This window comes from Anabaena sp. CCY 9910 (assembly GCF_963920875.1).
Lineage (GTDB): Bacteria > Cyanobacteriota > Cyanobacteriia > Cyanobacteriales > Nostocaceae > Trichormus > Trichormus variabilis.
This window is the reverse complement of sequence record NZ_CAWUDJ010000010.1, coordinates 76,809-95,751: the sequence shown is the minus strand read 5'-3', so window position 1 is coordinate 95,751 and position 18,943 is coordinate 76,809. Positions and strand designations below refer to the sequence as shown.

The 18,943-nt window shown below is 43.5% G+C and carries 16 protein-coding genes; 4 read left to right on the top strand and 12 right to left on the bottom strand.

Annotated elements, in window-relative coordinates:
• Positions 1–6: 6 nt before the first annotated feature.
• Both lpxA and lpxB read left to right on the top strand, forming a co-directional pair.
• Positions 7–825, top strand: coding sequence for an acyl-ACP--UDP-N-acetylglucosamine O-acyltransferase (gene lpxA, locus ACM5QX_RS10530; protein ID WP_414753468.1), 819 nt, complete (start codon positions 7–9; stop codon positions 823–825).
• A gap of 123 nt (positions 826–948) precedes the next feature.
• The gene (lpxB, locus tag ACM5QX_RS10525; protein WP_414753467.1) at positions 949–2,103 is read left to right on the top strand and encodes a lipid-A-disaccharide synthase; all 1,155 of its coding nucleotides are present in this window, start codon (positions 949–951) and stop codon (positions 2,101–2,103) included.
• A gap of 79 nt (positions 2,104–2,182) precedes the next feature.
• On the opposite strand, the gene ACM5QX_RS10520 is transcribed toward lpxB, so the two are convergent.
• From ACM5QX_RS10520 to ACM5QX_RS10510, 3 genes are all read right to left on the bottom strand, one after another.
• Positions 2,183–2,380 (bottom strand): type II toxin-antitoxin system HicA family toxin, encoded by a 198-nt coding sequence (locus tag ACM5QX_RS10520; protein ID WP_414753465.1) that lies wholly within the window; start codon positions 2,378–2,380, stop codon positions 2,183–2,185.
• Positions 2,373–2,597 carry a type II toxin-antitoxin system HicB family antitoxin gene (locus ACM5QX_RS10515; RefSeq protein WP_414753463.1) on the bottom strand — a complete coding sequence of 75 codons (225 nt, stop codon included), beginning with the start codon at positions 2,595–2,597 and terminating at the stop codon, positions 2,373–2,375. Before ACM5QX_RS10515 ends, ACM5QX_RS10520 begins: the two co-directional genes overlap by 8 nt.
• A gap of 116 nt (positions 2,598–2,713) precedes the next feature.
• A complete protein-coding gene (locus ACM5QX_RS10510; protein WP_414753462.1) occupies positions 2,714–3,298 on the bottom strand; it encodes a Uma2 family endonuclease in 585 nt (194 codons plus the stop codon).
• Between the two features lie 235 nt (positions 3,299–3,533).
• On the opposite strand from ACM5QX_RS10510, the gene ACM5QX_RS10505 reads away from it, so the two are divergent.
• Positions 3,534–4,829, top strand: a complete 1,296-nt coding sequence (locus ACM5QX_RS10505; protein WP_414753461.1) for a DNA cytosine methyltransferase — start codon at positions 3,534–3,536, stop codon at positions 4,827–4,829.
• Positions 4,830–5,086: 257 nt separating this feature from the next.
• On the opposite strand, the gene ACM5QX_RS10500 is transcribed toward ACM5QX_RS10505, so the two are convergent.
• The 5 genes from ACM5QX_RS10500 to ACM5QX_RS10480 all read right to left on the bottom strand — a co-directional run bounded on the left by ACM5QX_RS10500 (position 5,087) and on the right by ACM5QX_RS10480 (position 11,830).
• Positions 5,087–5,947 (bottom strand): CmcJ/NvfI family oxidoreductase, encoded by an 861-nt coding sequence (locus tag ACM5QX_RS10500; protein WP_414753460.1) that lies wholly within the window; start codon positions 5,945–5,947, stop codon positions 5,087–5,089.
• 39 nt (positions 5,948–5,986) lie between these two features.
• On the bottom strand, positions 5,987–7,429 hold the full coding sequence (locus ACM5QX_RS10495; protein ID WP_414753459.1) for an NAD(P)-binding domain-containing protein: 1,443 nt from the start codon (positions 7,427–7,429) through the stop codon (positions 5,987–5,989).
• A 475-nt stretch (positions 7,430–7,904) separates the two neighbouring features.
• Positions 7,905–9,143, bottom strand: a complete 1,239-nt coding sequence (locus ACM5QX_RS10490; protein WP_414753458.1) for an acyl-CoA dehydrogenase family protein — start codon at positions 9,141–9,143, stop codon at positions 7,905–7,907.
• Between the two features lie 72 nt (positions 9,144–9,215).
• Positions 9,216–10,562, bottom strand: coding sequence for an LLM class flavin-dependent oxidoreductase (locus ACM5QX_RS10485; RefSeq protein WP_414753457.1), 1,347 nt, complete (start codon positions 10,560–10,562; stop codon positions 9,216–9,218).
• 179 nt (positions 10,563–10,741) lie between these two features.
• A complete protein-coding gene (locus ACM5QX_RS10480; RefSeq protein WP_414753456.1) occupies positions 10,742–11,830 on the bottom strand; it encodes an LLM class flavin-dependent oxidoreductase in 1,089 nt (362 codons plus the stop codon).
• Positions 11,831–12,318: 488 nt separating this feature from the next.
• Here ACM5QX_RS10480 and ACM5QX_RS10475 point away from each other — a divergent pair, with 488 nt between their 5' ends.
• A complete protein-coding gene (locus tag ACM5QX_RS10475; protein ID WP_414753455.1) occupies positions 12,319–13,323 on the top strand; it encodes an aldo/keto reductase in 1,005 nt (334 codons plus the stop codon).
• Between the two features lie 98 nt (positions 13,324–13,421).
• On the opposite strand, the gene ACM5QX_RS10470 is transcribed toward ACM5QX_RS10475, so the two are convergent.
• The 4 genes from ACM5QX_RS10470 to ACM5QX_RS10455 all read right to left on the bottom strand — a co-directional run bounded on the left by ACM5QX_RS10470 (position 13,422) and on the right by ACM5QX_RS10455 (position 18,655).
• Entirely contained in the window at positions 13,422–14,087 is a 666-nt protein-coding gene (locus tag ACM5QX_RS10470) for an HAD family hydrolase (RefSeq protein WP_414753454.1), read from the bottom strand.
• A gap of 140 nt (positions 14,088–14,227) precedes the next feature.
• Positions 14,228–15,106, bottom strand: a complete 879-nt coding sequence (locus ACM5QX_RS10465; protein WP_414753453.1) for a bile acid:sodium symporter family protein — start codon at positions 15,104–15,106, stop codon at positions 14,228–14,230.
• A 242-nt stretch (positions 15,107–15,348) separates the two neighbouring features.
• Positions 15,349–17,709 carry an arylsulfatase gene (locus tag ACM5QX_RS10460; protein WP_414753451.1) on the bottom strand — a complete coding sequence of 787 codons (2,361 nt, stop codon included), beginning with the start codon at positions 17,707–17,709 and terminating at the stop codon, positions 15,349–15,351.
• On the bottom strand, positions 17,699–18,655 hold the full coding sequence (locus ACM5QX_RS10455) for a formylglycine-generating enzyme family protein (RefSeq protein ID WP_414753450.1): 957 nt from the start codon (positions 18,653–18,655) through the stop codon (positions 17,699–17,701). The genes ACM5QX_RS10460 and ACM5QX_RS10455 overlap by 11 nt, the downstream gene beginning before the upstream one ends.
• Between the last annotated feature and the right edge of the window lie 288 nt (positions 18,656–18,943).

Below are 18,943 nucleotides of genomic sequence, written 5' to 3'. Positions count from 1 at the left end.
TCACCCTTGAAGACGCTTATTCATCCAACTGCTGTAATTCATCCAAATTCGGAACTGCACCCAACAGTGCAAGTCGGTGCTTATGCTGTGATTGGAGCGCACGTCAAAGTCGGCCCGGAAACAATTATTGGCGCTCATGCTGTGATAGAAGGGCCTTGTGAGATTGGCGCGCGAAATCAGATTTTTACAGGTGCAGCTATCGGCATGGAACCCCAGGATCTCAAGTTTGTGGGAGAACCAACCTGGGTCAAAATTGGTGATAATAACTTAATTCGGGAATATGTCACCATTAACCGGGCGACTGGGGCAGGAGAAGCCACAATTATTGGCAATAATAATTTGCTAATGGCTTACACCCATGTAGCTCATAACTGTGTGATTGAAGACTCCGTAGTTATAGCCAACTCCGTCGCTTTGGCTGGTCATGTCCACATCGAATCACGGGCTAGATTAAGCGGGGTTTTAGGTGTCCACCAATTCGTACATATTGGTAGACAAGCAATGGTAGGTGGAATGGCACGAATTGACCGTGATGTACCGCCATATATGTTGGTAGAAGGCAACCCAGGCAGAATTAGAACTCTGAATCTGGTAGGACTCAAGCGCTCTGGGATGGAAGCCAGCGACTTGCAACTGCTCAAAAAAGCCTTCCGTATCCTTTACCGTTCTAATTTGCTATTTAAAGAAGCATTAGAAGAATTAGAAACCTTAGGTGATACAGAACACTTACAACACCTGCGCCGCTTCCTATTACTGTCGCAAATGCCAGGCAGAAGGGGCTTAATTCCCGGCAGAGGAAAATCGGTTGGGAGTGATGAATCATAGGCAGGAGGTAGGAGGCAGGGAAGCAGAGGGGCAGAGGAGCAGAGGGGCAGAGGAGAGAACCTACTCAAAGATTTTCCCCCTTCCCCAGTCCCCAATCCCCAATCCCTAATCCCTAGTATTAAAATGCGTATATTTATTAGCACTGGCGAAGTTTCTGGCGATTTGCAAGGGGCGCTGTTGATTGCGGCCTTGAAGCGTCAGGCTGTGGCTATGGGGATGGAGTTAGAGATTGTAGCCTTAGGTGGCGACAAAATGGCGGCGGCTGGGGCAACTATTTTAGGCAATACCAGTGGTATTGGTTCAATGGGGATTTTTGAGTCTCTGCCCTATGTTTTGCCTACTTTGATAGTACAGCGACGAGCGATCGCCTATTTAAAACAAAATCCCCCAGACTTGGTAGTCCTGATTGATTACATGGGGCCGAATCTCGGTGTCGGCACTTATATGCAGAAACATTTACCAAATGTGCCTGTGGTGTATTACATAGCACCACAAGAGTGGGTTTGGTCGATGAGTTTGCGGAATACATCCCGAATAGTTGGTTTTACAGATAAGTTATTAGCTATTTTCCCGGAAGAAGCTCGTTATTTTAGTCACAACGGTGCAAATGTTACCTGGGTAGGACATCCTTTACTTGATAGGATGCAGGATGTTCCTAGCAGAGAAGAGGCCCGTGCTAAGTTAGGCATTACACCAGAAAAAAAAGCGATCGCTCTTTTGCCAGCTTCCCGTCGGCAAGAGTTAAAATATCTACTACCGATAATTTTCCAAGCTGCCCAAACTATTCAAGCTAAATTACCAGAAGCTCATTTTTGGATTCCCCTGTCGTTGGAAGTTTACAGAGAACCAATCGAAGCAGCCATCAAGGGTTATGGTTTACGGGCTACAGTCGTATCTGGTCAACAAAAAGAAGTATTTGCGGCGGCTGATATTGCTATTACCAAATCAGGTACAGTTAATTTAGAACTGGCATTGTTAAACGTGCCGCAAGTTGTAGTTTACCGTTTAAGTCCTGTTACTGTTTGGATTGCGCGGAAAATCCTGAAAGGTTCTATTCCCTTCGCCTCCCCACCTAATTTAGTGGTGATGAAACCAATTGTGCCGGAGTTGTTACAAGAACAAGCAACCCCAGAGAATATTACTCAAGCATCGATGGAATTATTGCTTAATTGCGAGCGTCGAGCGCAAACCTTGGCAGACTATCACGAAATGCGCCAATGTTTGGGAGAACTAGGAGTATGCGATCGCGCAGCTCAAGAAATTTTGCAGATGCTTTAGAGTGTGCAGGATCAAGTTGCTTCTCTACAAGACGTTGCACATTAAGCCTTGGTGCAGGCTTTACGCTCCAATTCAAAATTCAAAAAAGGTCAATGGCTTGTATAACCTGTTTCACTATTTTTGGGTGCAATATTTTCCCTGAATGAAAAGGAATCACTACTCTCACTTCTTCTCGAAAAAAAATCCTGTGACTTCCTTTACCTCTAATTTGAATAAAACCTGCATCTAATAAAAGTTTTTCAGCTTCTGTTGCAGTCAAACGTGGCAGCTTAGGCAACTTTTACCTCCAAGGTTATTGTGAAGATTTCCTTGTTCTGAAGCGCCTGTTTTTCTGAATTTGACAAGGTTTCTATATAAAGTTCAACTGCTTCTTTAATATTTACCTGTACTTCTTCTAGGGAATCACCTTGAGATTGACAACCGGGAAGTTCAGGACAATAAGCATAATATCCATATTCATCTTTTTCAATAACAATGCTAACTTTATACGACATATAAAAGTTACCTTTACTAGTTCAATAACTATTATCACCTCTCATTCCCCTCTTGTTAGGAAGGGTCAATATAGTATGAATACTGGGTTTCTCAAATTTATACCAGACATAGCCTATTACGAATTGTCATAACTAGGTAGACTCAACTTAAATCCTGGCAATATATTTTCACCCGATAATTCTGTGGGTAGGTTCTGCATTTCTACGTTTTGGCTTTGACGATATATTTCTACTTGCTGCTGTTGAGGATTAATTAACCATCCTAGCTGCACCCCTGCATCTATATATTCCCGCATTTTTTGGCGCAGCTTTTCCAAATCGTCTGTTGCTGACCTTAATTCAATGACAAAATCTGGTGCAATGGGGGGAAATTTACGTCTTTGTTCTAGAGTGAGTGCTTCCCAACGTTCCCGACGAATCCACGCTGCATCAGGAGAACGGTCTGCACCATTGGGTAATTTAAATATGGTAGAAGAACTGAAAGTATAACCGAGTCCCGTTTGACGATTCCAGATACCCAAATCAATCATTAAATCTGCTTCTCGATTACCGCTTTCACCGCCAACGGGGGGCATAATAATCAGTTCTCCAGTGGGAGTGCGTTCAAATTTCCATTCACTGTTATTTTGACATAGTTGATAAAACTGTTCGTCTGTGAGGTGAACGGTGTCTAGGTTTAATGTCAAAGGACTAATAACCATAGAGATAGTTAAAATAGCGTTGCGTAATACTATGCTAATTCTTCGGGAATTGCCAAAACAGTCCTGAAATCTTGAGTCAAAAGCACTGAGTCACAACAGTTACAGATAAATCACGATGATTTACAGATTCATCTTGTTATAGAATATACTAATTTTAATTTTCCTCAGCATAGTTTGATTCATCGCTGGTTCAACAATCCGTATTACAGTTTGTTTCTTAGCGTCTGCATCATCAATGAGTTCCAGCACCCAGGAATTAAAACGCAACAATAGGCGACGAAGACCCATCGCCGTAGATTTGTTTGCAGGTGCAGGGGGGATGACTCTTGGTTTTGAACAAGCTGGTTTTGATGTGTTGGCGGCGGTGGAAATTGACCCCATTCACTGTGCAGTACATGAGTATAACTTTCCTTTTTGCTCAGTTTTGTGCCAAAGTGTAGAAGAGACGACAGGAAAAGAGATACGCGATCGCTCCAAAATTAATAATCAGGACATTGATGTCATTATTTGCGGCTCGCCCTGCCAAGGTTTTTCCCTCATGGGTAAGCGAATTTTTGATGACCCCCGTAACTCCTTGGTATTTCACTTTCATCGGTTAGTACTGGAGTTACAACCGAAATTTTTTGTGATGGAAAATGTGCGGGGGATAACTCTTGGTGAACATAAACAAATCCTCCAAGCCTTGATTTATGAGTTTAAAAGCCACGGTTATCAGGTGGAAGAGAATTATCAAGTTCTCAATGCAGCTCATTATGGAGTACCGCAGGCGAGGGAAAGATTATTTCTCATTGGTGCAAGGGAAGATGTCAAGTTACCCAAATACCCCAAACCAATTACCAAACCAACTAAATCAAATAACTCAAAAGCCAAGAATTTATCTCGTCTGCCACATTGTCCCACTGTTTGGGAGGCCATTGGCGATTTACCGGAGGTAGAACAATACCCAGAATTGTTAACAAGAGATTGGATAATTGCCGAGTATGGCAAACCCAGTAATTACGCTGCCGTACTTCGCGGTATTAGTACTTTAGCAGATGATTATTCATGCGATCGCCTATTTGATTCTCGTCTTCTCTCTTCTAGCCTCAGAACCAAGCATTCACAGACAACCATCGAACGCTTTGCAGCTACAATCCCAGGTGAAAGAGAACCAATCAGCCGATTCCATAAACTGCATCCATCGGGTGTCTGCAATACATTAAGGGCAGGAACAGATAAATTTAAAGGTTCTTTCACCTCTCCTAGACCAATTCATCCATTCACACCCCGATGTATTACAGTCCGAGAAGCCGCACGCTTGCATTCTTATCCAGACTGGTTTAGATTTCATATCACCAAATGGCATGGTTTTCGCCAAGTCGGTAACTCTGTACCGCCATTACTAGCAAAAGCAGTAGCCAGCGAGATTATTTGCAGATTGAATATATCACCTGTTAAACCCAGTATTCACTATCCATTGGGACAAGAAAAGCTACTACAATTCAACATCTCCCAGGCTGCACAGCATTATTCTAGTTTGAAAGGGGTGTAAGGGTGTCTGACAGGTGTAGGTTTTTTACACTACACCCCAAAACACGGGTTTAGGGTTTAGGGTGTAGGGGTATAAGGGTGTAGGGATTGATGAAACTATTATGCTTGTGTTAGTGCGAGAGTTATCACTCATCACTTTAATAAAGGCGTTGCATAAATGCGGGATGAATTGAGACTTTTGTACAAAGCAGAATATTGATTCTTTGCGTCTTTGCGCCTTTGCGTGAGACAAAAATCATCCCACTAATCAGCAACGCCTTAATAAAAAACAAATGTCCGCAACTCTATACTCTCTCTAGGCCGTGCATCTATAGGACTGCTGGGATCTTCAAAGGCTGTGTGAGCAGCAAAGCGTGCGCGTCCGTCTTCCGCAGAGTCGAAACATTTGATAAATAGAACCTCGTCCCTTCGCATTTGCGGAAAGTAGAACCATTGGTGTTCTGGATTATAGGTGACTGTGTAGGTTTCACCAATGCGATCTCGATACACCAAGTCTCCAGCTACAAGGTCTGATGGTGCAATGCTTTGAGCATCACAAACTGCTAAGGGTGACTCTTGAATTGTGTTAGCGATGCCTCGCCAAACATTGATAATGGCAAACCGTTGTTGTAATAGCCTATCAATGTCTTCTATACCTCGTGCAGCTAACTCCAAACGCGCCCGTGTATAGCCAGATTTAGCGGTAAAGTCGTTATGTACACGCTTCGCCGGCTCTTTAATGTTGTTCTCACCTGGCTTTGATTGCGCCGCATTACGCAGGGTGTGATCAAATATCACAATTTGAGAAGCACCGGTGAGTTCCTTCAGTAATTGCTCTGCTTCTGGATAGTAAACTTGGCGTATTTCTTCCTCGTCATAAAAGTCGCGGACGCTGGTGTTGTAAGCAGTAAATGCAAAACCTTGTTCATCTAGAGAGATTTTCTCTGATATAGAACGAGCATTATAAATTGGCAGTTTATAAGTCTGAAAAGTTCCGTTAGTGCGAGGAACTCCTGGTGGCGGTTCATAGGTGTAGTTGACGGGTTTTTCTGCCATCGGTATCAAATAGCTGAGGTTAGCCTCTACCGATGGCAAGCCGTAGGAAAGCGGTTTATCTAGAACTTGGTTATTTAAGCTCATAGGTTATACCTGTTTGAGAATTATAAAATCTACGCAGATTTAGCTGACTGCCACCTTAGCTGTCTCTTTCCATACTGCATCTGCGTACAGTGATGGCTCGAAGTCTGGTACCACGTTATCACTAGTAATCCGGGCTTCGTGTAATGACCAGTCAGCAAAGAATAAGTCGTGGCTGATACGTGATACTATTGCTGGCACATCACGCCTGATGCTAGGTACATCGCCAATGGGCAGACCGAAACTGACGAAGCCAGCAGGATTGAAAACATGAATATCCTTTAAGTAAGGCGCACTACCAAGGACTTTTTCTTGATATTCATGGGCGTTACCAAGATAAGGGTAAGTACTAAGTTGTTCGTTGTGCTGACCGGCTGGTGGCTCGTAGCGATCGCGCCAAAGGGCAATATGATGGGCAAAATCAGCAAGTTCTGGTCGCTTCGTCGGGTCAACAAAGTAGCCAGTACCAGCGATCGCAAAATCGAACTCGAAAACATTATCATTCACCTGAGCCACAATGCGATCGCCCTGGTTATGAGCCTCTCCCCAAGGTGCAGATAAGTGCAGATGAAAGTTAGAAAATGCAGTTACTCGTTCAATTGCATCTGGCGGTGGTGTAGAGCCAGCCTGATTAAATCGCCAAGCTTGGAACCAACGAGCCGCATCAGGTAGTTGTGCATAGTTATAGTAAGCACCAGGATAACCCCGCACACGAATCACAGGTAAAGATGCGATTTCAGACCGTCGTGCAAACAGGTGTACTTCTTTCGCACCTGATTCCAGTGCTACTCCTGCGGCATCGAAAGCTGAAGCCGCCGCACCCAGAACAGCTACAGTCTTGCCACGTAAATCATGGAAATCAATTTCATCAGAGGTATGTGCATATAACTTGCGCGGCAGAGATGCCAGTACAGATGGTATGTTTGGGCCACCAGTACCAGCTACACCATTGGCGAAGATAATCTTACGTGTCGTTTCTATCTGCGAAACACCGCTCACTTCCAGGTGTAGACGAAAGAAACCTGCTGCTGGCTCAATCCGCACCAACTTCGTCTGATACCTAACTGGAATATTCAAGAAATGCCGATACCAACTGAGATACTCAGCCCATAATACTCGTGGAATCCGGTCAATGGCTGCGTATGCCTCAACACCGTGCCGTGCCTCATACCAAGCTTGAAAAGACAGGGCGGGAATGCCCAGTTCTGGCCCTGGCAGATTTTTTGGTGTGCGTAGCTTTTTCATCCGCGCTCGCGTCAGCCATACACCTGCATGGCCTTCGTCAAGAGCAGCGTCGATAACTGTTACGCGACCAATACCAGCACGTCGTAGAGCAAATGCGAAAGTACTACCACTGCCACTACCACCTACTATCGTCACATTGTGGTCAATGTCTGGGCGATCGCTCACCCAGTTTTCGGGATCGGAGCCGAGTAAGCGCAACGCCTCGCGTGCGGCAAAATCGAGGTCAGTCGTTGTTGTCATATCGGTCTTTCAAGATGAAACAAGATTTTACGAAGATTAGTGCTGAGAGAACCAAAATTTTTAGTCTCCTGCAAAGAGTACAGGTAGATTAAACTGCCTCTAATATGATGAAATACTCTCCAGCTACCAAGCTTGCTTGTAGACTCTGACTAATTGCTATACAAGGGATCAAAAGAGATGCTGTTTAGTGAGAGATTTACCACAAAGTCATGTAGCAATCTTACTCACCAAATATAACTTACACACATTGATACAAAAAATCTGTACTGAAGATCACAATTGCATGATAAACTAACAATTAGCTAAACTAATATTAAGTGTTGCAAACGAATAATTACTGGGTCAATTAGATAAATTTTCTGGTTTTGCATAAATACGGGATCAATTGAGGGTTAACATCACAGTGAATCAATGTGAAGCCAGATGAATTGAAAGTTCGTTCAATCATCTTGCCTGGATGGTAGTGAAACACGCCTTAAAAAAATCCTCTCTGTGGCAAAGGCTTACCATTGATCTCGTAATCGCCAATTGCACGCGCCTTAAAGTGATTGGGGTTATGTGAGGATAAAGTACGGGCATTGCGCCAATGACGGTCAAAGTTAGAGCTTTTCTTGGTTGTCGAAGCCCCGCCGACTTCAAATAGTAAGGTGGCTGAACGTAACGCCAAATCATCAACAATTAATTTGGCTTTGGCTGCATTCAAAGAAGTTTCTAACGCTACAGCCGTTTCTGCTTCTTCACTTTGGGCTTTAGCCGCAGAAAGGCGATCGAGTCCATCGGCTGCGGCTAAAACGATCGCTTCCGCCGCAAAGGCATGAGCAGAAATTTGTCCGACGGTTTGCTGCAAGATGGGGTCATCTGCTGCTTGCTCAGATACGGCATGGTAAAAAGTCCGAGGGCGCTTATGAACTAGGGTTGTGGCATCACGCAGCACGCTACGAATAATACCAGCGTTGATTGCGGTCAAGAATAATTGCGGGACAATATTGTATGGCAGATAATCTTTATCTGTATCTGTCTCAAAAAGTACTTCTTCTGTCTCTACGCGGACATTAGTGAAGTTAGTCGTTCCTGTACCTGTAAGCCTTTGCCCAAAGCCATCCCAGTCATCTACAAGCTCAATTCCCTCACGGTTAGTAGGAATGAGAATGAACGCTGTAGTGCCGTCGGGTACTAGTACACGTACAAAAATCAAGTCTGCATAAAGGCTGCCAGTGCTGTAATACTTCGTCCCATTCAGACGATAGCCGTCGCCATCGGGTGTTAATTTTGTATTCACAACTTGGCCAGCGCCAGCCCGTTTAACTTCCAATTCGGTGGAAGCAAGTCCAATAATTGCCCCATCGGCAACAGCTTTTAGCCAGCGACGATTTCTTTCGGTGCGTTGAGAACGCAAAATTCGCTCTGTGACAGAAAAATGATTCCGCACAATGTGAGCCACGTTCGGGTCAGCATCGCCTAACTTAATCACCACCTCGAATAATTCCCGCGCCGTGCTACCACCACCACCTTCAGTAACGGGGATTCGCAATGCACCCAACCGGGAACGCCGGATTAAATCAACCACATCAAAAGGTAGAATGCGATCGCGATCGCGCTCACTTGCTCCCAGTGCAATAAAATCAAACAAAGCTTGTAGTTCAGGAGATTTAGGCGTAACCGGAGATGAAAATTTGAAGGTGGAATCTATAACTTTTTCTTCAATTTGAGTCATTGTTTTTCTCTCTATTTTTAGAACATTGGAGTATTAGGAAGAGATTTCGATGTTCAATTCAATCAAATGTATTTAGCTAGTCAATGCGGGTGTAGGTTGAAAGAAGCGGTTAGCGGGGCGAGCGAGTCCGAGATTTTCCCGTAGTGTTGTTCCCTCATACTCTTTGCGAAAGATGCCACGCCGTTGGAGTTCTGGGATTACCTCGTCTACAAAATCATTCAGTCCTTCAGGCAGAAACGGAAACATGATGTTAAATCCGTCAGAACCTTCTTCGTTCAGCCATTTTTCCATCTCATCGGCGATAGTTTGGGGCGTACCAACAAAAGCTAGTCCGCCATAACTGCCAATACGTTGAGCTAACTGACGGATAGTCAAGTTCTCGCGTTGCGCCAGTGCCACTACCCGTTCACGGGAACTGCGTCCGGCGTTAGTCTGGGGAATTTCTGGTAAGGGGCTATCTGGATCAAAACCAGAAACGTCGTAGCCCAGCGCACTATTGAGGCTAGCAATGCCACTTTCATAATGTACTAGGCTGTCCAAATGTTCACGTTTGGCACGCGCCTCTGCCACAGTTTCACCCACAATGACTAAAGCACCTGGAAGAATTTTGATGCTGTCTGGGTCACGTCCGATCGCTTGCGCCCGTCCCTTAATGTCTGCAAATAAAGCTTTGCCAGCCTCTAGATTACCAGCAGGTGCAAACACAACTTCGGCAGTTTCTGCTGCCAATTGCCTTCCGGCTTCGGATGCACCCGCTTGAACAATTACCGGCCAGCCCTGAATAGGTCTAGCGATGTTCAATGGCCCCCGCACAGAGAGATATTTTCCTTGATGATTCAAAACGTGCAGCTTGTCGGGGTCAAAATAAATCCCTGCTTCCACGTCCCGGACGAAGGCATCGTCAGCAAAGGAATCCCAAAGACCTGTAACGACATCATAGAATTCTCTTGCTCGTCGGTAGCGTTCGTCATGTTCCATTTCTTCTTCTAAGCCAAAGTTGAGTGCTGCGTCTGGATTGGCTGTGGTGACAATATTCCAGCCAGCACGACCACTACTGATATGGTCAAGAGAGGCAAAACGGCGAGCAATGTGAAAAGGTGCGTCATAAGTTGTAGAAGCAGTAGCTACTAGCCCGATGTGTTCGGTGACACTGGCAAGGGCAGACAGTAAAGTGAAAGGCTCGAAAGAGGTGACAGTATGGCTACGTTTGAGTGCGTTAATTGGCATATTCAGTACTGCTAAATGATCAGCCATGAAAAATGCGTCAAATTTGCCCTGTTCTAGTTTCTGGATGAATTTTTTGAGTGCTGGGAAATTGAAATTAGCATCGGGCAAAGCTCCTGGATAACGCCAAGCACCTGTATGTATACTTACCGGACGCATGAATGCACCCAATTTTAATTGCTTTGATTTACTCATTAGCTCTCCGCATATTTAATTAATGAATAGTGTTTTTTGTTACTGTTAGTTTTTATATATTGAGAAGATGCAATTTAATCTCAATGTTCTTGCCAATCCCCAGTTACCATTTCAATGCACCTCTACATCAAACTCGGCTTCATGTAAATATTTCAAAGCTTGAGTAATCTTTTGACCAGCTAATTCCACATAAAACTGACCAACATGGCGATCGCTGCACTTCCTACTGTTAACGCTCGCACTCTTGGTATGATCTCCCCAGCAAAACGCTCCATTTCTTTGACAAAAGGCTGGAATTGCAGCATAAAAGTATCAATTCCTACTTTGTTAAATTCAGCAATCCGATGAGCTACGGTGTCATAGCTTCCAACTAAGCCAGCCGCCGTTCCGCCATTGCTCCCCACACCAGGGTATTTAGCCATATTTTTAAACATGACTACTTCCGAATCCACTCCTTTAAGTAGTTCTGAGCGATCGTCTTGTGCTAGTACCATTGCTCTCAGGGTTTGATATTCTATTTCTGCTTCTGCGTCTGTTGGTCGAGCAATCACAAAAGCTGACATTGCAAAACCTAAAGGTTGAGAACGAGAACTAGCTTTTTGATGAACCTGAGCGATGGTTTCGCGGATAACTTCAATTGGACGACCGTTGAGGAAAAATGTATGTGCTTGTTTTGCTGCTAGTTCTTGTGCTGGTTCTGACTCTCCACCCACATAGACGCGCGGATGTGGTTTGGCTATGGATGATGGGCTAAACCTTAAGTCTTTGATCTGAAAATAATTTCCCTGAAAATTAACTTCTTCTCCACTCCACAGAGCTTTGACAACACTAATCCATTCATCCGAATAGCGATAACGCTCATCATGTTTTAAAAAGTTTATTCCTGGTTTTTCCATTTCTGGTCTAAACCAAGCACTAACTAAGTTAATCGCAAAACGACCTCGACTGATTGCATCAATACCTAAAGCCATCTTTGCTAAGACAGCTGGATGGAATAGCAGTGGTTTAACAGCTGCAATAATCTCAATAGAAGTTGTCGCTTCTGCAAGTGCAGATGCTGTTGTCCAGGTTTCTAGTTGGTCAAGTTCTTGGTTTCTGGGATTGATGATATGTTGTGCTATTAAAGTTGTGGTGAATCCGCACCTTTGGGCTAACTGAATTAAATTTTTGGCTCGTAAGTAACTAGCATCACGAGGTTCGAGAGGATGGTTCATCACGCCGCAGTTGCCGTAAACAGGTATCCAAATCCCGTAGCGTGGCTCAGTCATAGCTTTCCAGAACCCTTCTCAATAGGTGCTAAAAGTTGGTTTTGCATTTAATTTAGTTTAATTTATACGGCAAGCCAGTAGGTTTACCGTAGTATATATGAGATTTGCATATATGAGCCTAAAAAACAAGGGGGTCTTTGGATTCTGTGGTAGGGATTTATATCTAGTTATCAGATAGCCTTTGGCTCTGGTTCTCTTCACAATTGCCAGTTGTGAGCCGTTGGATTGCTCGATGAAAAATCGCCGATCTTTGTAACACAACGCAAGTTTCTGTGAAACAAACATCTCCCGCTAACCTCACGGTGTAGCGGGGAAGCGTAATCAAAATATCAGCTATATGTAATTCTTAATATTTTAATCATTAATTACGGTAAACCGATTGGTTTATAGTGTTTTATGAACTGGCTTTTGCAAAGCAATGCTCATAGCTATCCAATACTCTAGGCGAATCCATATTAAGCGTCCCAACAAAAGGTAGAGCAGACAGTATGATCAAATATGTAAATCTTGGCAAAACTGGACTCAAAGTATCGCGTATTACTCTAGGTACGATGACTTATGGCTCGCGTAAATTGCGCGAATGGGTATTAGAAGAAGAAGAGAGTCGTCCATTTATCAAACTGGCTTTGGAATTGGGGATTAACTTCTTTGATACCGCCGATGTTTATTCCTTGGGTGCTAGTGAAGAAATCGTCGGGCGATCGCTGAAAGACTTTGCCAAACGAGATCAGGTTGTGATTGCTACTAAAGTACATGGCAAAGTCGGCGATGGGCCCAATGACCGAGGGCTATCTCGCAAACATATTTTTGATAGCATTGATGCTTCTTTGCGACGACTACAGACCGATTATGTAGACTTGTACCAAATTCACCGTTGGGATCATGAAACACCAATTGAAGAAACCCTAGAAGCACTGCATGATATTGTCAAAGCAGGTAAAGTCCGTTATCTAGGAATTTCTAGTGTTTACGCATGGCAATTTGCCAAAGCCCTTTATACCGCAGATATCCACGGTTGGACTCGTTTTGTCTCCATTCAAAATCACTACAATCTAGTCTATCGGGAAGAAGAAAGAGAAGTGATACCCTTAGCCCTAGATCAAGGGATTGGTATTATTCCTTGGAGTCCCTTGGCGCGGGGATTTTTAGCAGGAAATCGCAGTAAGTCAGACTATGGGCAAACACTACGGTCAAAAACTGACGAATTCGCTCACAATCTCTACTATCAAGATTCAGATTTTAAAGTAGTTGATCGCGTAGTAGAATTAGCCGCAACACGAGGTGTTAAACCCACACAAATTGCCCTAGCTTGGCTATTACATCAACCAGGTGTAACATCTCCCATCATTGGCGCTAGTAAGATAGAACATCTGAAAGAGGCTGTCGAGGCAGTGGATTTAGAGCTTTCTGATGAAGAGCGTAAATACCTGGAAGAACCTTACACACCCCATCCCATACTAGGGCATCAGTATCCCTCTGGAAATCGTCCGTAGAGGAAACCCAAAATCGCTGGGTAAAAGTAAGCAGAGGATGCAGAGGAAGAAATCAAAAAAGTCTATACTTCCGTCTGCATTCTTTAGTTACCCAATAACTAAAGAAGTTGAGCAAGCTGCCGCATATCGTTAAACACAATCTTTGCTCCAGCTTCCAAAAGAGCAGTGCGTTGGCGCAGCCCGCCGTAGGCATCGCTGTGATAAGCATAGCCAAAAACAGTCATTCCTGCTGCGGATGCTGCTTGTACACCCGGTACGGAGTCTTCAATTACAGCACAATATTCTGGATTGGTATTCATTTGCTCGGCTGCATAAAGATACACATCGGGAAAAGGTTTGGGGCGCAAAACATCATTAGCGCTATATATTTTGCCATCAAAGTTATGTATAAGCCCCGTTAATTTCAATACCAGTTGAATATGGCGGTGGCTACTATTTGATGCCACACATTTTGGTAATGTAATTTGCTCCAACACTTCGCTAATGCCTGGAACTGGTTTTAGTTCTTTCTCCAAAGGAGCCATTTCTCGCTCTTTACAAAGTTCTATAAAGTTTTTGGGCAATGGTTTGTTGTAAGATGTCTCGATAATCTCTAAACAGTTTTTTAAGGACTTGCCAATAAATTTTTGAGTTACTTCTGCATAAGTGATAGGAAAGCCAGCTTCAGTGAGTGTTTCTGCAAAAATGCGATTAATAATTGGTTCGCTGTCAACTAAAACTCCATCACAATCAAAAATTACAAGCTCGAATTGATTTTGACCCATATTTTTACCTCAAATTTAGGATTTTCTCATAAGATTGATAATTATTTATCCTTTTTTTTAATTAATTCCATGAAAAGTTTATTTTCAAAGGGGAATTTTATTTGCATAGTCTTGATTTTTGCTTGGTAAATAAGATGCGTTTACCCTGATATCTCTAACTGTTTAATGTCTCCGTCTTTTGGCTGGTCTAATTCTATAAACTTTGGACCGACAGTCAGAACTGTTATCATCATTAATATACTTGTCACCATGATGATGCTCACAACGTTGGGATCTTCAAAATTACTTGAGCCTACTAATAATGCTGCGGCAAAATTTCGCTGTGCTGTTCCGACTCCTAGCACTCTTTGAGTGTCAATACCAGGCCCGCCTAAAAGATAACCAACGCTAAAGGAAAAAATAATAAATACTGCACAAATAAAGATTGCACCTGTTTTTAATAAACCAATAATATCGTTGGTGTGAATTATTAATCTGACTACTAATCCTAAAAATAGTCCAGTACTAGATAATTTGAATAAAATAGGCTGAATAACAGGAGCGATCGCCGCAAATTTGGCTTTGATAAATAGTCCAATTACTAATGGACTAATCATCATCAATAACAAAGGCTTGCCAATATCCCAAGAATTAATTTGCACACCTTGCACGACTAAGGGTAGCACTAATGGCATATAAAAAATTGTGCCAAACATCAGTAACATCATTAATCCCACAGAAAAGGCTATATTGCCCTTCACTATTTGAGCAAGTTTAGGCAAGGCTGGCGGGCCTGATGCTAATGCCATGATGAGTAAACCATCTTTTAATGCTTCACTCAAAGGTACTATTTGTACTAGCAGATAAACAAAACTTGGCACCAATACAAAATTTGTCAGCAAGGAAAATATGACAAGTCTGGGGCTGCGGAGTGGTTCCCAAATTTGTTTGATGGTGAGACCTAAACCTGCACCTAACATGGTGAACACAATGAATGTGAATAGGGCAAGTTTATCGATTATTACTAATATTTCATTCATGATTTATAGGTGGGTTGAGTATGGGTCATGGGGCATGAAGCTTTGTTATTTTTCCTCTGCTTCCTCACTTCCATACCCCAATCTTGATCTGACTTTTCACGGGATCTGGAAAACCCCTCTCCAAACCTCTCCCCTGCAAGGAGAGAGGCTTTGATTTCTCCCTCTTCCCTAGTAGGGAAGGGGACTGGGGGGTTAAGTCTGGCGTTAGCTTTTCCACATGACGTGAAAAGTCAGAATCTTGATTACTTCAAATCCAGGCTGACTTGTTGTAAGTTACCAGTGAAAGCAAAAGGTACTTGATAGGTGTCAACCACTGGAGTACCTGTATCTCTGCCAACATCAAAGGTTTCGTCTAGGGCTAAACGGTAAGCGATGGTTTTATCTACTCGTCCTTCAGCTACCTGTTGGTCATTGATGAATAATTTGCCGATGCCACCTGCACCTACACCACCGTCATAATCAAAGTTGAATCGGATTGTAGATTTACCGGAGGGTAATTTTTCTGGTGATTGAATAATGTAGCGGGCGGTATTGGCATAGTTGTAGATATATGTGGGCTTACCATCCTCTAGGAAAAAGCTCCAGCCAGCAAAACGACCGCCTTGGGTTAAAATTACACCTTCTGCCCCATTTTCCGGAACTTCTACATTAGCTGTAATCGTGAAGGAGCGATTTTTCAAATTTGGGGCGCTACCTTCGGGAATGCCTACTGTACCTGGATAGTAGGTGAATGTTGTGCGTCCTCTAGTGAGGCTGGGACGAATTTTAACATCAAATCTTTCAGCAATGCGATCGTCTAGCGGTAAGACTTTATGCTTCTTGGCTTCTTTTAAAAACAACTTTTGCAGTTTTTCTAGCTTTTCTGGGTTTTTCTTAGCTAGATTATTCGCCTCGCTGAAATCTTCGGCAATGTTGTACAGTTCCCACTCATCTGTATCAAAGTTACCTTTAACAGTTCGCTCCCAAGGTAAGCGACCGTGACGCGCCGCAGCTACCCAACCTTCATCGTAAATTGCTCGGTTACCCAGCATCTCAAAATACTGCGTTTCCCGATGAGAAGACGCATTAGGATTATTAAATGTATATGCGAGGCTAGTACCTTCTATTGGTTGTTGCTTCACCCCATTTACTTGTTTAGGAGCAGTAATTCCCGCAACTTCCAAAATTGTGGGTGTAATATCAATTACATGATGGAATTGGCTGCGAATGCTGCCTTGGTCTTTAATCCCTGCGCCCCAGGAAATCACTAAGGGGTTGCGAGTACCGCCAAAGTGAGAGGCGATTTGCTTTGTCCATTGGAAGGGAGTGTTGACTGCCCATGCCCAAGCAGATGGAAAATGGTTGAAGGTTTTGGGGCTACCCAAGTCATCATAAGCAGCTAGCAGTTGTTGGAGATTTTCGGGTACACCATTGAAAACTTGCAGTTCGTTGACGCTACCTGTTAAACCGCCTTCGGCACTAGCACCGTTATCTCCCACCACATAGATTACTAAGGTGTTATCCAGTTCACCGAGTTGGTCAACGGCATTAATTAACCTACCGATTTCATAATCTGTATGGGCTAAAAATCCAGCAAATACCTCGGCCATGTGGGCATAGAGTTTTTGCTGTTCTGCTGAGAGGGAATCCCAAGCTGGCAATTCTTGAGGGCGGGGGGTGAGTTGGGCATTAGCTGGAATTACACCTAGTTGCTTTTGTCGGGCAAAGGTTTCTTCGCGTAATTTATCCCAGCCTTGGTCAAATTTACCTTTATACTTGTCAATCCACTCTTTAGGGGCGTGGTGGGGTGCGTGGGTAGCACCTGTAGCGAGATAGGCGAAAAAGGGTTTTTCTGGTGCAATGGATTGTTGATTGCGAATCCAGGCGATCGCATGGTCTACTAAGTCAGGTGTTAGGTGATAATCTGGCTTGTTGGGTTTATCTATCCGTTTAGTGTTTTCCACTAAAGCCGGACTCCACTGGTTAGTATCACCACCAAGAAAGCCGTAAAAATACTCGAATCCTAACCCTGTAGGCCAGCGATCAAAAGGCCCGACAGCACTGGTTTCAAAGTCTGGTGTATTATGCCATTTACCAAAAGCGGCTGTGTTATAACCATTTTGTCGCAGGATTTCGGCAACAGTGGCAGCACTCTTAGGCAAAACTGTTGTGTAGCCAGGATAACCTGTGGCTAATTCCTCAACTACTCCTGTATTCACTGAATGATGATTGCGTCCAGTTAACAAAGCTGCCCTGGTAGGCGAACACAGGGCAGTGGTGTGAAATTGGTTGTAGCGTAATCCTGTTTCGGCTAGGCGTGTTAAGTTGGGAGTATCTACAGGGCCGCCAAAGGTACTGGCTTGTCCAAAGCCCACATCATCTAGAATTACTAGCAAGACGTTGGGGGCGTTGCTGGGGGCGGCGATGGGTTGGGGAAAGTCTGGTTGTGATTCTTTATAGGTGAGGCCGATTTTTCCCTTAAACTCTGGTAAGGGTACAGGTAAAACCTGAGATGTAGCGGCTAGGGCGGGGTCATTGATCGTTAACAAAACTATCAATAATGATAAAGCGATCGCTTTTGCTATTCTTGGAAACAAATTCCAGGGCTTGGATTCAAACTTCATTCTTTATCCTTTCTGTAGTCAAGTTCTTCACTAAGCGAAATCCGATATGTGTTGTTCCCGTATCCGGTGCTTGAGATTCTCGTGCTGCTGGACGGAAGCGGCTGCAATAGTTAGGCGCACACAGATAAGAACCACCTTTAATTACGTGTAGGGCTTGTTCGCTGGGTTTATTGGGGTCAAAACTTTGTTCCGGGCCTGTAGGATTAAAACTGTGGGTTTTTTGGTTATGTCCTGGCATAAACCAATCAGATGTTAATTCCCAAACATTGCCAGTCATGTCATAAAGTCCATAACCGTTGGGTGGAAAGGAACCAACGGGAGCAATACCTGTATAACCATCTTTTTTGGTATTGAAAAAGGGAAATATTCCTTGCCAAGTGTTGGCTTTTTTCTCCGAGTATTGGTCACCCCAAGTATAAGTTGCAGCATCTAACCCACCACGGGCAGCGTATTCCCACTGGGCTTCAGTGGGTAGTGATTTCCCTGCCCATTGGGCGTAAGCTACAGCGTCTTCGTAAGCAATATGAACAACTGGATAGTTATCTTGATGTACAATTGCGCTTTCTTTGCCAAAGGGATGTCGCCAATTTGCCCCAGTCTGCCAATGCCACCAATTCAGTACTTTTGCTTCTGGCTGTACTATTGCAAACACTAAAGAACCCGGTAATCTCTGCTCATCTGGCAAGTCGGGAAACTGTTCCTTTGATAAAGGGCGCTCTGCAACTGTCACATAACCCGTCGCTTTGACAAACTCTGCAAATTGGGAGTTTGTGACCTCGTATTTATCTATACAGAAATAACTAACTCTTACCTCTGGTGCTGAGAGTTCTTCTATATAACCGGAATTATCCGATCCCATCGTAAATGTCCCGCCGGGAATCATTACCATTTCTGGAGAACAGGGATTAACGGTAGCAGCAAAAGCGGGAGGAATCGCCGTAGACATCGCTACTCCTATAACCAATAACAGCGCTAAAAAACTTTTCCTTAACACAGTGGTGTTGACTGTTAACAAGAAGACATCAAAATGACTCAATATTGCTGATAAATATTCATCAGTAGTCTATAAATATGCAAAAAATCAGCAATTTTTCATTTATCGAAAATTGCCATGAATTTGCACTAATTTAAAAACCTTATATTTTTTTAAATTTACATCATACTTTATATCGATAAATTTACCGTAGTTAAAGCAATATTGATAACCTACCTCTTAAGCAAAAATAAGTCAAGA